Here is a 16,728-nt window from a genome sequence, read left to right as displayed (position 1 = left end):
CACCACCGGACCGCTCGATAAGGTGGCGTTCCTGGCCGTCCGTCGCCGAGGAAGGTGTGATGGAGATGCGGGTGCTCGTCTCGGTCGACATGGAGGGAATCGCCGGGGTGGTCCACGGCGAAGAGGTCATTCCCGGGCACAGCGAATACGAACGCAACCGCAGGCTGCTCACCGCTGAGGCCAACGCCGCCGTCCGCGGGATCTACGCCTACGACGCGGCCGCGCAAGTACAGGTCACCGAAGCGCACGCGAGCTTCCGGAATCTTCTGCCCGAACTGCTGGACCGACGTGTCGAGTTGCTCCGCGGCACGCCCAAGCCCGGCGGGATGATGGCGGGACTTGCCGAGGAGACGGACGCTGTGCTGTTCATCGGCTATCACGGCAAGGCCGGCACGCCCCGTTCGGTCATGGCGCACACCATCTCCGGCGGAACCATCGCGGACGTGCGCTGCAATGGCCGTTCGTTGGGCGAACTCGGTCTGAACACCGCACTCGCGGCGCACTACGGCGCGCCGCCCGTGCTGGTGAGCGGCGACGACACCGTGGCAACCGAGGCGGCCGAGGTAGCGCCGGGCATCCGCTCGATAGTGGTCAAACGCGCGCTGGGCGCTCTCGCGGCGGCGATGCTGCATCCCGATGAGGCGTGCGACCGTATCGAGCACGCGGTGCCCGAAGCGCTGGCCGGTCGAGAGGACATCCGTCCGCTGCGCTTCGACGGACTGATCCAGCTGGAAGTCCAGGTACATCGGCCCCGGATGACCGAACACGCGCTGCTGGTGCCGGGAATGGAACTCGCCGACGGCTGTACCTTGCGCTACCAGGCACCGGACTTCCCGACGGCCTATCAGGTCATCGAACTCATCGCGACGCTCGGAGCCATCTGATCCCGGCCGACCGGACCCATCCGCCAGGCCCGCCCACGAGGATGCGCTCAACCTGAGCCGCTGACCTGGGCAATCGTGCAGCGGACTTCGGATTCGCCATTAATCGGCAACAGCCGTCCGCCAAGCAGATCAGGCCGATTCACCAGCCCGAAAGCCCCCGCGAAAAGCGGAGATCTACGACTCCCCCGGCAACTCGAACTCGCCATCCCGAACCCCGCGAGTGAACGCGTCCCATTCCGACGGCGTGAACACCAGCACCGCCCCGTCCGGATCCGTCGGCTGCCGGATGGCCACGTAGGTCACCCCGTCCGAATGCGGGACGAACGCGTACTCCGCGCAATGCTCCAGGGTCACGCCCGCCGGTTCGGCGCGGATCCAGGTCGCGCCGGTCAGGTCGAGTTCGTGCCTGATGTGCGCCTTGTCGTCGGTCGGGCGGCTCATCGGCACAGCGTATCCGCCGTTCGGCGGCACCGCCTTGGAACGAAAAAGAGGCCCCGCCGTCCAGCGAACGGACGACAGGGCCTCTTCTGAGATACCGGTCAGGCGGTCTCGGTGATCGGCCGGTCCACCCACGACATCAGGTCGCGCAGCTTCTTGCCGGTCTTCTCGATCGGGTGCTGGTTGCCCTGCTCCTCGAGCTTCGTGAAGTTCGGCCGTCCGGCCTCGTCCTCGGCGACCCACTCGCGGGCGAAGGTGCCGTCCTGGATCTCGCCCAGGATCTTCTTCATCTCCTCCTTGACGGCCGGCGAGATGACGCGCGGGCCGCGGGTGAGGTCGCCGTACTCGGCGGTGTCGGAGATGGAGTAGCGCTGGCGCGCGATGCCGCCCTCGTACATGAGGTCGACGATCAGCTTCAGTTCGTGCAGCACCTCGAAGTAGGCGATCTCCGGGGCGTAGCCGGCCTCGGTGAGCACCTCGAAACCGGTCTGCACCAGCGCGGACGCACCGCCGCACAGCACGGCCTGCTCGCCGAAGAGGTCGGTCTCGGTCTCCTCGGTGAAGGTCGTCTTGATGACGCCGGCCCGCGCGCCGCCGATCGCCGCGGCGTAGGACAGCGCGAGCGCCTGGGCGTTGCCCGAAGCGTCCTGCTCGACCGCGATCAGGCAGGGCACGCCCTTGCCGTCCACGAACTGGCGGCGGACCAGGTGGCCCGGGCCCTTCGGGGCGACCATGGCGACGTCGACATTGGCCGGCGGCTTGATCAGGTCGTACCGGATGTTGAAGCCGTGGCCGAAGAAGAGCGCGTCGCCGTCCTTGAGGTTCGGCGCGATGTGCTCTTCGTAGATGAAGCGCTGCTTCGTGTCCGGCGCGAGGATCATGATCACGTCGGCCTCGGCGGCCGCCTCGGCGACCGACAGCACGCGCAGGCCCTGCTCCTCGGCCTTCGCCCGGGACTTGGACCCCTCCTGCAGGCCGATGCGGACGTCGACGCCCGAGTCGCGCAGGCTGAGCGAGTGCGCGTGGCCCTGGCTGCCGTAGCCGATCACGGCGACCTTGCGACCCTGGATGATCGACAGGTCGGCGTCGTCGTCGTAGAAGATTTCCACTGCCATGGGGGGTACTACTTCCTTCCGTACTTACACGAAATCTGGGTGTTCAGCGGGGAGAGGTGGCGGTGATCGAGCGGGCCCCGCGGCCCACCGCGACCATGCCGGACTGGACGAGTTCGCGGATGCCGTACGGCTCCAGCATCCGCAGCAGCGCGCCGATCTTGTCCGACGTCCCGGTCGCCTCGACGGTGAGCGCCTCCGGCGAGACGTCCACCACCTTGGCGCGGAAGAGCTGGACGGTCTCGAGGACCTGGCTGCGCACGGTGGCGTCGGCCCTGACCTTGACGAGGAGCAGTTCGCGCTGCACCGCGCTGCCTGCTTCCAGCTCGACGATCTTGATCACGTTCACCAGCTTGTTGAGCTGTTTGGTCACCTGTTCGAGCGGTAGCTCCTCAACGGCGACCACGATCGTCATCCGGGACACCTCGGGGTTCTCCGTGGGCCCGACAGCAAGGGACTCGATGTTGAAGCCGCGGCGGGAGAACAGTCCGGAGACCCGGGCGAGCACACCGGGCTTGTTCTCGACCAGCACGCTCAGCGTGTGAACAGTCATGCTTGCTCCCCCTCCGCGGCAGCGGCCTCGGCGGCCTCGGCGGCTTCCTGCGAAACCTCGTCGTCGTCGAACAGCGGCCGGATGCCGCGCACGGCCATGATCTCGTCGTTCCCGGTGCCCGCGGCGACCATCGGCCACACCTGGGCATCCTTCCCCACGACGAAATCGATCACGACGGGGCGGTCGTTGATCTCCATCGCGCGCCGGATCGTCGCGTCGACGTCCTCCTTGGCCTCGCAGCGCAGGCCCGCGCAGCCGAGCGCCTCGGCCAGCAGCGTGAAGTCCGGGATGCGGTGCTTGTGCGTGCCGAGGTCGGTGTTGGAGTACCGCTCGGAGTAGAAGAGGTTCTGCCACTGGCGGACCATGCCGAGGTTGCCGTTGTTGATCACGGCGACCTTGATCGGCGCGCCCTCGATGGCGCACGTGGCGAGTTCCTGGTTGGTCATCTGGAAGCAGCCGTCGCCGTCGATCGCCCACACCTGCGTGTCCGGCAGGCCGAACTGCGCGCCCATCGCGGCCGGGACGGCGAAGCCCATGGTGCCGAGGCCGCCGGAGTTGATCCAGGTGCGCGGCTTCTCGTACTTCACGAACTGCGCGGCCCACATCTGGTGCTGCCCGACGCCCGCGGCGTACACCGCGTCCGGGCCGACCAGCTCGCCGATCCGCTCGATGACGTACTGCGGCGACAGGGAACCGTCGTCGGGCCATTCGTAGCCCGACGGGTAGTCGTCGCGCCACGAGTCGACCTGCGTCCACCAGTCGCTCAGGTCGGGACGGTCGCGCTCGAACTCGGTCTTCACCGCGTCGATCAGCTCGCCGATGATCTCCTTGCAGTCGCCGACGATCGGCACGTCCGCCTTGCGGTTCTTGGAGATCTCGGCCGGGTCGATGTCCGCGTGGACGATCTTCGCGTCCGGCGCGAACGACGACAGCTGGCCGGTGACCCGGTCGTCGAACCGGGCGCCGAGCGCGACCAGCAGGTCGGCGCGCTGCATCGAGGCGACGGCGGCGACGGACCCGTGCATGCCGGGCATGCCGACGTGCTGACGGTGCGAGTCGGGGAACGCGCCGCGCGCCATCAGCGTGGTCGCGACCGGGATGCCGGTCAGCTCGGCCAGCTCGAGCAGCTGCTCGGACGCCTCGGCCTTGATCACGCCGCCGCCGACGTACAGCACCGGCCGCTGCGCCTGCGCGATCAGCTTCGCGGCTTCGCGGACCTGCTTGCCGTGCGGCCGCAGCGTCGGGCGGTAGCCGGGCAGCCGGAGCTCGGGCGGCCAGGAGAACGAGGTCATCTCCTGCAGCACGTCCTTGGGGATGTCCACCAGCACCGGGCCGGGTCGTCCGGTCGCGGCTAGGTGGAACGCCTCGGCGATGGCCCGCGGGATCTCCGCCGGGTCGGTGACGAGGAAGTTGTGCTTGGTGACCGGCATGGTGATGCCGCAGATGTCGGCTTCCTGGAACGCGTCGGTGCCGATCAGGGCACGCGACTGCTGCCCGGTGATGGCGACGACCGGAACCGAGTCCATGTTGGCGTCGGCCAGCGGGGTGACGAGGTTCGTGGCGCCGGGACCCGAGGTCGCCATGCACACGCCGACCTTGCCGGTCGCCTGCGCGTAACCGGTGGCGGCGTGCCCGGCGCCCTGCTCGTGGCGGACGAGGACGTGCCGGACCTTCGTCGAGTCGAGCAACGGGTCGTAGGCGGGAAGGATGGTGCCACCCGGAATGCCGAACACGACCTCCGCGCCGACCGCCTCGAGGGAGCGGACGAGCGACTGCGCGCCGGTGACGCGCACCGGCGTACCCGCCGGCGGGGCGGGCTTCGGACGTGCTCCTGGGACACCGGGCGCGGTCGGCCCGGGCTTCGCGTCGCTGCGCGACGTGGCACTGGTCATCGGTTCTGCCTCGTGGGTTCTCGGTGTCACTCGTTCGGGTTGTCTGGGCCGTACTTCCGGTCGGGGAACCGGTTTCACGCAACAAAAAACCCCCGCCGACCGTAAGGTCGCACGAGGGTCGCGCGTCGACGCAGAGGACTCTTCCTAAGCGTCGGCGCGCTGAGGAAGTACGAGACCGGTCTGCGTAATCACGGCCCCGACGTTAGTCGCGCGCCCGGGCGAGTGTCAACTCTACGGGACGGCGGTTCCGCATCGTGGACGGCCAGTACTGCTCCCGCGCGACCCGGACGCAGATCGCTCCCGGCACCGGTGCACCATTCCTGCGTGGCCAAGAAACAGCAGGACCAGCGTGCGGACGAGGGCCGGAAGGCCGTGTTCCGGATCCCGACCACGGCATACCTCGCGATCGGTCTGCTGACCGTCTGTGTGACACCTATCGCACTGGGCGAGATCGGCGGATTCCAGTGGCTGTACGTCTTCCCGCTCGCGCTGCTCGTGTTCGTCGCGCGCACGCGCACCGTCGCGAACCGCGAAGGCCTGCAGGTCCGAACGGTTTTCGGGCAGCGCGACCTGCCGTGGTCGTCGCTCAAGGGCCTGGCGATCACGAACAAGGCCCGCGTGCGCGCGGTCCTCGGCGACGACACCCAGGTCGCGCTTCCCACAGTGCGGACGCGGCATCTTCCGGTACTGGCGCTGGTGAGCGAGGGCAAGATCAAGGACCCGTCGGGCGTGCTGAGCGACGAGGAACTCACCGGGCACAAGCCGGCCGCCGAGGCCGCGCCGGAGCCCTCTCCCGAACCGGCTGAACCGAAGCCCTCCGCCGACGCGGAACAGACCAGTGGCGGCGACGGCAAACCAGCCGAGTAGAATTGGTAGGACCAGTTTGCGGAGCCGTAGTTCCCCTCCGCCTGGTTCAGCCTTCTGACCTGGGAGAATGCCGTGCCGCACCTCCGTTCCCGGACCACCACCCACGGTCGCAACGCGGCGGGCGCACGCTCGCTCTGGCGTGCGACCGGAATGACCGACAGCGATTTCGGCAAGCCGATCGTCGCGATCGCCAACTCCTACACCCAGTTCGTGCCCGGCCACGTGCACCTCAAGGACCTCGGCGAGATCGTCGCCGAGGCGGTCGCCGAAGCCGGCGGCATCGCCCGCGAGTTCCACACGATCGCGGTCGACGACGGCATCGCGATGGGCCACTCGGGCATGCTCTACTCGCTGCCCTCGCGCGAGATCATCGCGGACTCGGTGGAGTACATGGTCAACGCGCACCAGGCCGACGCGCTGGTGTGCATCTCCAACTGCGACAAGATCACGCCGGGCATGCTCAACGCCGCGATGCGGCTCAACATCCCGACCGTGTTCGTCTCGGGCGGTCCGATGGAGGCAGGCAAGGCGGTGGTCGTCGAAGGCGTCGCGCACGCCCCGACCGACCTGATCACCACCATCGCGGCGTCCGCGAACTCGGCGATCGACGAGGCCGGCCTGTCCGAGGTCGAGCGCTCCGCCTGCCCGACCTGCGGTTCCTGCTCCGGCATGTTCACCGCGAACTCGATGAACTGCCTTACCGAAGCCCTGGGTTTGTCGTTGCCGGGCAACGGTTCCACGCTCGCGACGCACGCCGCCCGGCGCGAACTGTTCTCCGACGCCGGACGCACGGTGGTCGAGCTGTGCAAGCGCTGGTACGGCGATGACGACGAGTCGGCGCTGCCGCGTTCGATCGCCACGAAGGAGGCGTTCGAGAACGCGATGGCGCTCGACATGGCCATGGGCGGGTCGACGAACACCGTGCTGCACATCCTCGCCGCCGCACAGGAGGGCGAGGTCGACTTCACGATCAGCGACATCGACGCCATCGGGCGGCGGGTGCCGTGTCTGTCGAAGGTCGCGCCGAACTCCGACTACCACATGGAAGACGTCCACCGGGCCGGCGGAATCCCCGCCATCCTGGGCGAGCTGTACCGCGGCGGGCTGCTGAACACCGACGTGCACGCGGTCCACGCGCCGGACATCGCCACGTGGCTGAACGAGTGGGACATCCGCGCCGAGTCTCCGTCCGAGAAGGCGCTGGAGCTGTTCCACGCCGCACCGGGCGGGGTCCGGACCACTAAGGCGTTCTCGACGGAAAACCGCTGGTCGTCACTGGACACCGACGCCGCCGGCGGCTGCATCCACGACGTCGAACACGCCTACACGAAGGACGGCGGCCTCGCGATCCTGCGCGGCAACCTGGCCGAGAACGGCGCCGTGATCAAGTCCGCGGGCATCGACGAGGACCTGTGGCATTTCCAGGGCCCGGCGCGGGTGTTGGAGAGCCAGGAGGAGGCCGTCTCGGCGATCCTCAAGAAGGAGATCCAGCCGGGCGAGGTGCTGGTCATCCGCTACGAAGGCCCGGCAGGCGGCCCCGGCATGCAGGAAATGCTGCACCCGACGGCGTTCCTCAAGGGCTCCGGCCTCGGCAAGAAATGCGCCCTGATCACCGACGGCCGATTCTCCGGCGGTTCCTCGGGCATCTCGGTCGGCCACATCTCGCCGGAAGCCGCCGCGGGCGGCCTGATCGGCCTGGTGGAGAACGGCGACCAGATCGTCCTGGACGTCCACGAGCGCCGGCTTGAGCTGCTGGTCGATCCGGAGGTTCTGGCCGAACGGCGGGCGAAGATGGACGCTTCGGAACGTCCGTGGCAGCCGAAGGACCGGCAGCGCCCGATCACCGCGGCGCTGCGGGCCTACGCCCGGATGGCCACGTCGGCCGACACCGGTGCGGTCCGGGACCCGAACCGCTGATCCTCTGCTGTTCCGGTTTTTGCTTTGCCGGGAGGGGCCCGCGTGTGGTTGCGCGGGCCCCTTTCCGTGTCTCGGCCAGTCGGCTTCAACCGCTGAAATCTCGGGTCCGCTGCCGTCGGAGCCCTGGTCGACGCGATTCGCCACTAAACGGCTAACGATCACCGCGGCTGCTCGAAGACCCGAATCTCCGACCGCTGCCACACGCCTCGACGCAGGGTCACCGCCACACGTGGAGACCCTTCCTCCGGCTACGAGCCCACCCCACCGGCCGAGTCCGACCAGCCACGCACACAGCACCCACGCCACCCTGGCCCTCGGCTGTTGAGTCCCTGCCGATCCCTCACCGGCGCCCCGCCGGGGCAATCACCCCAGACTGCTGTTGGCTGTGATTTAGCCTCCAGCCGCCGAGCCGTTGCCGCTCACGAGCCAATCCCGTCGGCGACAAACGAACTGCCACCGCCTGAATCATGCCCTTGACCAGGCATTCGCCGCTAAACGGCAACACCCCAACGGCCCGTTGAGCGGCGGAACGACCCACCAACCCGGCGCTGCCTCCAGCCGTCTCCGACGTGCCAGCAACGTCGGTCCCGACAATCAGCCACGCCGATCCCGACGGCCCGCCACGCCGATCCCGACGGCCCGCCACGCCGATCCGGACGGTCAGCCACGCCGATCCGGACGGTCAGCCACGTCGGCGCTGAACGCGTCAGCGAGTCAGAACAATGACCACCACAGACGCAGCCGCGGCCAGCAGCAGCGAAATGAGCCCAAGGGGCAACGGCCGCTTCCGCCACGGCGTGTTCCGCTCCAGCGAGATGGTGCCCGCACCGGTGAAGATCAGCGTCAGCGCACAGAGCCCGAGCAGCAGCTCGTACTCCCAGCCCTGACCGGTGCCCTCGAAGAAGCCGCCGTGGAACTTCGCGTAGACGATGTTGGCGGCGACGCCCAGCAGCCCCGCCGCGGCGAGCGGCGTGAACAGGCCGACGATCAGCAGCGCACTGCCCGCGACCTCGGTGATGCCGGTGATCCAGGACAGCAGCGTCGTCTGTTTGTGGTACCCGAACATCTCGAGCACGTGCGCGAACCCGCCGACGCCCGGCCCGCCGAAAGCGCCGAACAAATGCTGCAGGCCGTGCGCACCCATGATCACGCCGAGCCCCAGGCGCAAGACGAGCAGGCCGAAGCCGAGACCGCCCTGCCGCGGTTCGTCGTAGTCGTTGCCGGCAGAGTCCTCGACACCGGACAGCACGCTGGTCTGGTAGTCGTCCCCTTGAGTGGTCACGCGGCGAAGATTAGGGGATTCAGCCGTGACCCGCGAGCGAGCACGCCGAGGTCAGGGGCTCTTTCAGGGTTCACCCTGAGTGCCAGGCCGACATTCGGGAAATGATCAGTATTCGCCGCGCACGAGATTGCCAGGTAGCTCTCCGCCAGCGTACCGGGCGATTTCCGCCGCGGCCACCAAATAAGCGCGCCGCCGGACGCCCCGAACCGCACCCGCCACGTGGGGCGTCAGCACGAAACCAGGCGCAGTCCACAACGGATGGTCCGCTGGCAGCGGCTCGGGATCGGTCACGTCGAGCGCGGCGCGAAGTCTCCCCGCCGCAAGCTCCGCCGCAAGCGCGTCAGTGACCACAACAGGCCCTTGAGCAGCATTGACCAGCACCGCATCGTCACGCATCGCCGCCAGGAAGCCAGCGTCGACCATGCCCCGCGACCGCGAAGTAAGCGGCACCATCATGACCACCACATCGTGGTGCGGCAGCAGATCCGGCAACTCGTCGACACCGTGCACGCCTTCGCGCGCCGACATCCCGACCATCGTGCAGCGGACGTCGAACGGCTCCAACCGCCGACGCAGCTGCCGCCCGACGTCCCCCGCCCCGACGATCAATACGCGCTGGCCCTGCAAAGTGTCCGACGGCAACTGCTCCCAACGCCCGGCACGTTGTGCCGCCGCGTAAACGTCCAGATTCCGGTACATCGACAGCAGGACGCCGACAACCCACTCCGCCAGGCTGCCGCTGTGCGCGCCGCGGCAGGTGGACAACAGGACACCGTCCGGGACGCGGCCGACCCAGTCTTCCGCGCCCGCGGTCAGGAGCTGCACCAGCTTGAGATTCGGCAGGTCGCCCCAGATGTCGTCGCCCGCCGAATCCATGGCCGGAACGAGCACCTCGGCTTTCACGGCCTCCGGCGGCAGCGTACGGCCCCATTCGTAGCGCACCGCGTGGACGAGGGGGATTTCGGACAGCACGGCGACGCCCTCGTCGTCCGGGACCAGCACGGTGACTGTCATGATCACCACGGTAGCCACTTACCAGTGGCTCACGCCGCGCCACCTAGGCTGGGGCATCATGCGTACCCGGTACCGGTGGTCGGCGCCGCTGGCCCTCCTCGCCTGCGGCGGCCTCGTGCTTTCCGGCTGCGCCCGGTTCGACGACACCGCGGCCGGCCAGACGTTCACCCCCGCGCCGGTGCCGAGCCCGGAATCTCCGCCGCAGGTCCAGGAGCACGGCGACGGCTCCGGCAACGGTCCCCGCACCGGCCCCGCGCAAGCGCCGCCCTCGCCGGTTCCGCCTCCGCAGGGCTGCAAGGACTTCGACAAGGCTGTCATCGCCACCTGTCTGGACACAGTCGCCGCCGTCGCCGGACTTCCCGGCGAGGGATCCGCGCCCGCCGCTCTCGCCGGCGAACGGAAAACCGGCCGCGTCATGCTGGCCAGCTCCGGACACGACGCGACGTCGTTCGCGCAACTGGACGTCCAAGCCGACGGCGATGGCGGGCTCACCAGCCTCGCGTTGTCTCCCAGCTACGTCGAGGACCAACTGGTCTTCGCATACGTCACCACGGCATCGGACAACCGAGTCGTGCGCTTCGCCAAGGGCCAGGCCCCGAAGCCTGTGCTGACCGGAATCCCGAAGGGCTCGACCGGCAACCGCGGCGCGCTGGCCAGCGACGGAAGCGGTGCACTGCTCGTCGCTACGGGCGATGCCGGTAATCCGGCCGCGGCCGCGGATCCGAATTCCCTGGCAGGCAAGGTCCTGCGCATCGACGTGTCCGGAAAACCGGCGACCGGAAATCCGACATCCGGGTCCGCCGTCTACGCGTCCGGCCTGCACTCCCCCGGCGGCATCTGCCGTTCGTCGGACGGGAAACGCACCTGGGTGACCGACCACCCGGCCAGCGGCCCGGACGCCGTGTACCGCCTCCAGTCCGGACAGCCGCTCAGCACGCCCGCGTGGACCTGGCAGGACAAGCCCTCTCTGGGCGGCTGCGTCGATTTCGTCGACGCGAACGGCATCCTCGGCATCGCGTCGTCCACCGGCATGCAGAACGTGCCGGTCAACAAGGACGGAGCGGTCACCGGCAAGCCGACTGTCACCCTCGACGGCAAAAGCAAGGCCGCCACGACGTACGGCCGGCTCTCTTCCATGAGCATGATCAACCCCCAGCTGGCCGTCGCCGGGACCGTCAACAAGGACGGCGGCAAACCGGTTTCCAGCGATGACCGAGTGGTCCTGATCGTGGTGAGCGACACTGGCGGCGGTCCGGGCAAGGACTGACGCCGGGCGTGCCTGGTTGAGCCCTTCCCGGATCCGGCAGGCAGGTTGACCTGCGGTTAGCCGTTTGATGGCGACAGCCGCTCCGGGCCGCTGCGATCGGCCATGTTCAGTCTCAGGCGAGCGCCCCGTCTGCCCTTCCGGGCGCTCACGGCCCGCATCGATTCTGGCCGGAGTCGCCGCTGAACGGCGACGTTCACCGACCCGCCACTGACGCAGGCGGGCTCCGCCCAGACCGACTTCGCCCCGACATCGCCGCCAACATCGGCATCGGCCCATCGCCGTTCAACGGGCTGCCCCGGGAGATTCGCCGCTATCCCTCGCGCCGACCAATCGCAAGACTCGGCGGCAACGGCGGCCCGCCATCCGTTCGCCGCCCAACGGCAAACTCAGCAGCAACGGCAGCCCCCACTCCGAACGTCCCGCCGCTCAGAAGCAAGTCCACGAAGAACTGCCTCTCAACCAAGAGCGCCCCGTCGCCGTTTAGCGGCGAATCCCCAAACCGCCTCTCGACTGAGAGCACCCAGCCGCCCCTCAACGGCGAATCCGTTCAAAGCCGTCTCCCAGCGGAGAGTGCCTAGTCGCCGCTCAACGGCAAATCCGCAAAGAGCCGCCGCTCACCCGGGAACAGCCGTCGCCACGCAACGGCGAATCCACTCAAAGCCCGCGCCAGCAAGGGGCCAGGCCCCGTCGCCGTTTAGCGGCGAATCGGCCAGAAGCTCCCCGGTCAGCAACCACCGTGTCGCCGTTCAGCGGCGACGACGCGAAGCCCGGCTCTCCGCCCGAGCAGCCCGGATGTCCACAATCGCCACCACAAGCGACCCGACCGCGAAGGCCATCCCCAGATACCGCCCGATCCCACCAGAGATCGACACCCCGGCAGCGTCCAGGAACGCCCGTTGATCGCTGTCGAACACCCAGTCCAGCGTCGTCCAGCCGATCACCATCAGCAAAACCGTCGCCAGCCCGCCGACCAGCCACAGCTGCGGCAGGCCACTCACCCGTGCCTTGGTGACCTGCCCGAACAACACCACCGCAAGCCCCACCACAGCCAGCAGCAGCGGCGGACCCCACGAGAAGGGATCCGAATGCCACGCCGTACGCACGACGTCGCTGTGCGGCAACGTCCCGAACGCGTCGCGGACATCGGACGTCGCGGTATCCGCTGACAGCACAGTCCAGGGCAGCGGCGTCGACCCGACCGCGAGCAGCCCGGCCGCCAGGCCGAGCCACTCGCGCCAGGTGACGCGTCGGAGCGAGAAACCCACTCAGGAACCGACGCGCTCGATGATCAGTTCGCGCACCCGCTTGGCGTCGGCCTGGCCCTTGGTCGCCTTCATGACCGCGCCGACGATCGCGCCTGCCGCGGCGACCTTGCCACCGCGGATTTTGTCGGCGATGTCCGGCTGCGCGGCCAGGGCTTCGTCGACAGCGGTGAGCAGCGCCGAATCGTCGGAAACGACCTTCAGGCCGCGCTTCTCGACGACCTCGCGCGGCGAACCCTCGCCCGCGAGAACGCCCTGCACGACCTCCTTGGCGAGCTTGTTCGTCAGCTCGCCGGAGGACACGAGCCCGATCACCTCGGCGACCTGCGCCGGCGTGATCGCCAGTTCGGTCAGCTCGACCTCGCGCGTGTTCGCTTCCTGCGCCAGCGTGTTGACCCACCAGCCGCGTGCCTCGTCCGGCTTCGCGCCAGCCTCGACCGTCGCCGCGACGAGGTCGACGGCACCGACGTTCAGCAGGTCGCGCAGCGCTTCGTCGGAGAGCTTCCACTCTTCCTGGATCCGCTTGCGCCGCTCCGCCGGCATCTCCGGCAGCGTCGCGCGCAGTTCCTCGACCCACTCGCGCGACGGCGCGATCGGCACGAGGTCGGGCTCCGGGAAGTACCGGTAGTCCTCCGCGGTTTCCTTGGTGCGCCCGGACGACGTGGTGCCGTCGGCCTCCTGGAAGTGCCGCGTTTCCTGCCGGATCGACCCGCCTTCGGCGAGAATCGCCGCCTGACGGGTCATCTCGTACCGCACCGCGCGCTCGACGCTCCGCAGCGAGTTGACGTTCTTCGTCTCGGTGCGCGTGCCGAATTCCGCGGCGTCCTTGGCCATCAGCGACACGTTCGCGTCGCAGCGCACGGAGCCCTGGTCCATCCGGACGTCGGACACCTCGAGCGCCAGCAGCAGATCGCGCAGCGCGGTGACGTACGCGCGCGCCACCTCGGGCGCCCGCTCGCCGGTGCCGGTGATCGGCTTGGTGACGATCTCGATCAGCGGCACGCCGGCGCGGTTGTAGTCGAGCAGCGAGTGCTCGGCACCGTGGATCCGGCCGGTCGCGCCGCCGACGTGCAGCGACTTGCCGGTGTCCTCCTCCATGTGCGCGCGCTCGATCTCGACGCGCACGACCTCGCCGTCGTCCAGCGTCACGTCGAGGTAGCCGTCGAACGCGATCGGCTCGTCGTACTGCGAGGTCTGGAAGTTCTTCGGCTGGTCCGGATAGAAGTAGTTCTTCCGGGCGAACCGGCACCACTCCGCGATCTCGCAATTGAGCGCGAGCCCGATCCGGATCGCCCCCTCGACCGCCTTGCCGTTCACGACCGGCAGCGAGCCGGGCAGGCCGAGGCAGGTCGGGCACGTCTTGGTGTTCGGCTCGCCGCCGAACTCGTTGACGCAGCCGCAGAACATCTTCGTGTTCGTGTTGAGCTCGACGTGGACCTCGAGCCCGAGGACGGGGTCGAACCGCTCGATGACCTCGGCGTAGTCCATCAACTCGGCCACGGCAGTCACTTCGTTCCTCCCAGTTCGGGAACCTGGTGCACGAGCGAGCCGCCGGCAGCGGCATCGCGCGCGGCCTCGTACGCGGCGCCGACCCGGTACAACCGGTCGTCGGCGAGCGCCGGGGCCATGATCTGCAGGCCGACCGGCAGCCCGTCCTCGTCGGACAGTCCGCTCGGGACGCTCATGGCGGCGTTGCCCGCGAGGTTCGACGGGATGGTGCACAGGTCGGCGAGGTACATCGCCATCGGGTCGTCCACGCGCTCACCGATCTTGAACGCCGTGGTCGGCGTCGTCGGCGACACGAGCACATCGACCTTCTCGAAGGCCTGCGTGAAGTCGCGCGTGATGAGCGTGCGCACCTTCTGCGCGGAGCCGTAGTAGGCGTCGTAGTAGCCCGACGAAAGCGCGTACGTGCCGAGCATGATGCGACGCTTCACTTCAGCACCGAAGCCCTTTTCGCGCGTCAGCGACATAACTTCTTCGGCACTGTGTGCACCGTCGTCCGAGACACGCAGGCCGTACCGCATCGCGTCGAAGCGCGCGAGGTTCGACGACGCTTCGCTTGGCGCGATCAGGTAGTACGCAGGCAGCGCGTACGTGAAGTGCGGGCACGACACCTCGACCACTTCGGCGCCGAGAGCGCGAAGCTGCTCCACGGCCGCCTCGAACGACCGCAGCACGCCCGGCTGGTAACCGTCGCCGCCGAACTCCTTCACGACGCCGACGCGTACGCCGGTCAAGTCGCCCTTCGCGCCTTCGCGCGCCGCAGCAACAACAGGCGGCACAGGTGCGTTGATGGACGTCGAGTCCATCGGGTCGTAACCAGCGATCGCTTCGTGCAGCAGTGCGGCGTCAAGCACCGTACGCGCGCACGGGCCGGCCTGATCGAGCGAAGACGAGAACGCCACGAGGCCGTAGCGCGACACTCCGCCGTACGTCGGCTTCACGCCCACAGTGCCCGTGACAGAGCCGGGCTGGCGGATCGAGCCGCCAGTGTCGGTACCGATCGCGAGAGCCGCCTCGAAAGCCGAAATCGCCGCTGAGGAGCCACCACCCGAACCGCCTGGGATGCGCGCGTGGTCCCACGGGTTGTGCGTCGGGCCGTACGCCGAGTTCTCCGTGGAGGAACCCATCGCGAACTCGTCCATGTTCGTCTTGCCGAGGATCACGACACCGGCTTCGCGCAGCTTGCGCGTGACAGTCGCGTCGTACGGCGGCAGCCAGCCCTCGAGCGTGCGAGACCCGCAGGTCGTCGGCACGCCCTTCGTGGTCAGCACGTCCTTCAGCGCCAGCGGGACGCCCGCCAGCGGCGACGCCGGCTGCTCTCCTGCGGCCAACTGCTCGTCGACCGCCTTGGCCGCGCCGAGCGCGCCTTCGGTGTCGACGTGCAGGAACGCGTGCACGTGGTCGTCCACAGCGGCGATGCGGTCCAGGTGCGCCTGCGCGACCTCGACGGCGGACACCTCGCGCGTGTGGATCTTCGCCGCCAGCTCGGCGGCGGTCAGCTTGACGAGTTCGCTCACTGTTCTTCTCCCAGGATCCGCGGCACCCGGAACCGGCCGTCCTCGGCGGCCGGCGCGGCGGCCAGCGCGTCCTGCTGTTCGAGGCTGGGCCGGACGGTGTCCTCGCGGAAGACGTTCGTCAGCGGCACGGCGTGCGAGGTCGGCGGGACGTCCTCCGCGGCGACTTCGCTGACCTTCGCCACCGAGTCGAGGATCTGGTCGAGCTGGCCGGCGAAAACGTCCAGCTCGTCGTCGGTCACGGCCAGCCTGGCCAGCCTGGCGAGGTGTGCGACCTCGTCTCGGGAAATGTTGGGCACGCGGGTGACTCCCGGGGTGTGCTGTGCGGGTGCTCTCGGAAGCTGCAAGTCTATGGTGACGGCGTCGGACGGTTCGACCGGGTTATCGGGCCGCGGGCGCCGGGCAGGGTGTCCCGCGTGCCGGACAGCGGGCCCCCGCGGGTACCCGGTCTGTCACAATCGGCGCCCGGCAAGCGCGTCCCACGACAGGGCTGGGACGCCTGAGGCGAGAGGGGCGCGTGGTGTCGTTCCTGATCCGGGTCCAGCTACCGGACTCCCCCGGCACTCTCGGCGCGGTCGCGACCGCGCTCGGCACGGTCGGGGCCGACATCCTGAGCGTGGACGTGGTGGAACGCGGCGGCGGGCTCGCGATCGACGACTTGGTGGTCGAACTCCCGTCGGGCCGGCTCCCGGACGCGTTGATCACCGCGGCCGAGAGCGTGGAAGGCGTCGAGGTCGACGCGGTGCGACCGTACGCGGGCATCCTCGACACGCATCGCGAACTGGAGCTGGTCGAGGAGATCGCGGCCCAGCCGAAAGCCGGGCTGGACTTGCTCGCCGAGGGTGTGCCGAAGATCATCCGGGCCGGGTGGGCGGTGATCGTCGAACATTCGGAATCGGGACCTCGGCGCTTGGCCTCGTCGAGCGCGGCGCCGGAGAACCCGTTCACGGACTTGCCTTGGCTGCCGCTGGAACGCGCGACTGTCCTGGACGGCGAGGATTCCTGGGTTCCGGAGACGTGGAAGGAGCTCGGCACCGAGCTGGCCGCTACTCCGCTGGGAAAGCCGGGGAAGGCGATGCTTGTCGCTCGCCCGGGCGGGCCTAACTTCCGTGCTGCCGAGGTCGCTCGGCTGGCGCATTTCGCTGGGATCGTCGCGGTGGTTCTGGACGGGTGATCCAGAACTTGGGTCGACTGTCCTAAACGGTTCGGAGCCAGCTGCG

The 16,728-nt window shown here is 68.9% G+C and carries 15 protein-coding genes; 5 read left to right on the top strand and 10 right to left on the bottom strand.

The genetic code is table 11. The features are described 5' to 3' along the window. Positions 1 to 59 precede the first annotated feature (59 nt). The gene (locus tag ACFORO_RS14805; protein ID WP_377874932.1) at positions 60 to 884 is read left to right on the top strand and encodes a M55 family metallopeptidase; all 825 of its coding nucleotides are present in this window, start codon (positions 60 to 62) and stop codon (positions 882 to 884) included. 174 nt (positions 885 to 1,058) lie between these two features. Here ACFORO_RS14805 and ACFORO_RS14800 read toward each other — a convergent pair whose 3' ends face one another. The 4 genes from ACFORO_RS14800 to ACFORO_RS14785 form a co-directional block, all read right to left on the bottom strand. Then, positions 1,059 to 1,325, bottom strand: a complete 267-nt coding sequence (locus ACFORO_RS14800) for a DUF397 domain-containing protein (protein WP_009074021.1) — start codon at positions 1,323 to 1,325, stop codon at positions 1,059 to 1,061. A 98-nt stretch (positions 1,326 to 1,423) separates the two neighbouring features. Then, positions 1,424 to 2,437 carry a ketol-acid reductoisomerase gene (ilvC, locus tag ACFORO_RS14795; RefSeq protein ID WP_093573946.1) on the bottom strand — a complete coding sequence of 338 codons (1,014 nt, stop codon included), beginning with the start codon at positions 2,435 to 2,437 and terminating at the stop codon, positions 1,424 to 1,426. A 43-nt stretch (positions 2,438 to 2,480) separates the two neighbouring features. Further along, positions 2,481 to 2,987: an acetolactate synthase small subunit gene (ilvN, locus tag ACFORO_RS14790; RefSeq protein WP_184780531.1), complete on the bottom strand. Its 507-nt coding sequence runs from the start codon at positions 2,985 to 2,987 to the stop codon at positions 2,481 to 2,483. After that, positions 2,984 to 4,879, bottom strand: a complete 1,896-nt coding sequence (locus tag ACFORO_RS14785) for an acetolactate synthase large subunit (RefSeq protein WP_354739226.1) — start codon at positions 4,877 to 4,879, stop codon at positions 2,984 to 2,986. Before ACFORO_RS14785 ends, ilvN begins: the two co-directional genes overlap by 4 nt. 324 nt (positions 4,880 to 5,203) lie before the next feature. On the opposite strand from ACFORO_RS14785, the gene ACFORO_RS14780 reads away from it, so the two are divergent. Both ACFORO_RS14780 and ilvD read left to right on the top strand, forming a co-directional pair. Beyond that, a complete protein-coding gene (locus tag ACFORO_RS14780) occupies positions 5,204 to 5,746 on the top strand; it encodes a PH domain-containing protein (RefSeq protein WP_377874939.1) in 543 nt (180 codons plus the stop codon). A 72-nt stretch (positions 5,747 to 5,818) separates the two neighbouring features. After that, positions 5,819 to 7,663: a dihydroxy-acid dehydratase gene (gene ilvD, locus ACFORO_RS14775; protein WP_377874941.1), complete on the top strand. Its 1,845-nt coding sequence runs from the start codon at positions 5,819 to 5,821 to the stop codon at positions 7,661 to 7,663. A gap of 706 nt (positions 7,664 to 8,369) precedes the next feature. Here the strand turns inward: ilvD and ACFORO_RS14770 are convergent. Both ACFORO_RS14770 and ACFORO_RS14765 read right to left on the bottom strand, forming a co-directional pair. Next, positions 8,370 to 8,945, bottom strand: a complete 576-nt coding sequence (locus ACFORO_RS14770; protein ID WP_354739220.1) for a DoxX family protein — start codon at positions 8,943 to 8,945, stop codon at positions 8,370 to 8,372. Between the two features lie 105 nt (positions 8,946 to 9,050). Continuing rightward, positions 9,051 to 9,959, bottom strand: a complete 909-nt coding sequence (locus tag ACFORO_RS14765) for a 2-hydroxyacid dehydrogenase (RefSeq protein ID WP_377874944.1) — start codon at positions 9,957 to 9,959, stop codon at positions 9,051 to 9,053. A gap of 58 nt (positions 9,960 to 10,017) precedes the next feature. Here ACFORO_RS14765 and ACFORO_RS14760 point away from each other — a divergent pair, with 58 nt between their 5' ends. Then, positions 10,018 to 11,226 (top strand): PQQ-dependent sugar dehydrogenase, encoded by a 1,209-nt coding sequence (locus tag ACFORO_RS14760; protein WP_354739412.1) that lies wholly within the window; start codon positions 10,018 to 10,020, stop codon positions 11,224 to 11,226. Positions 11,227 to 11,972: 746 nt separating this feature from the next. On the opposite strand, the gene ACFORO_RS14755 is transcribed toward ACFORO_RS14760, so the two are convergent. The 4 genes from ACFORO_RS14755 to gatC are packed head-to-tail and all read right to left on the bottom strand — an operon-like array spanning position 11,973 to position 15,807. Then, positions 11,973 to 12,491, bottom strand: coding sequence for a hypothetical protein (locus tag ACFORO_RS14755; RefSeq protein ID WP_377874946.1), 519 nt, complete (start codon positions 12,489 to 12,491; stop codon positions 11,973 to 11,975). After that, positions 12,492 to 13,997: an Asp-tRNA(Asn)/Glu-tRNA(Gln) amidotransferase subunit GatB gene (gene gatB, locus ACFORO_RS14750; protein WP_377874948.1), complete on the bottom strand. Its 1,506-nt coding sequence runs from the start codon at positions 13,995 to 13,997 to the stop codon at positions 12,492 to 12,494. Next, entirely contained in the window at positions 13,994 to 15,511 is a 1,518-nt protein-coding gene (gatA, locus tag ACFORO_RS14745; protein ID WP_377874950.1) for an Asp-tRNA(Asn)/Glu-tRNA(Gln) amidotransferase subunit GatA, read from the bottom strand. Before gatA ends, gatB begins: the two co-directional genes overlap by 4 nt. After that, positions 15,508 to 15,807, bottom strand: coding sequence for an Asp-tRNA(Asn)/Glu-tRNA(Gln) amidotransferase subunit GatC (gene gatC / locus ACFORO_RS14740; RefSeq protein ID WP_009073996.1), 300 nt, complete (start codon positions 15,805 to 15,807; stop codon positions 15,508 to 15,510). The genes gatA and gatC overlap by 4 nt, the downstream gene beginning before the upstream one ends. Positions 15,808 to 16,028: 221 nt before the next feature. Here gatC and ACFORO_RS14735 point away from each other — a divergent pair, with 221 nt between their 5' ends. Beyond that, a complete protein-coding gene (locus ACFORO_RS14735; protein ID WP_037367388.1) occupies positions 16,029 to 16,682 on the top strand; it encodes an amino acid-binding protein in 654 nt (217 codons plus the stop codon). The last annotated feature ends 46 nt before the right edge of the window (positions 16,683 to 16,728 follow it).

The organism is Amycolatopsis halotolerans (assembly GCF_042647905.1).
GTDB classification, from domain to species: domain Bacteria; phylum Actinomycetota; class Actinomycetes; order Mycobacteriales; family Pseudonocardiaceae; genus Amycolatopsis; species Amycolatopsis halotolerans.
This window is presented reverse-complemented; position numbering and strand designations above follow the sequence as displayed.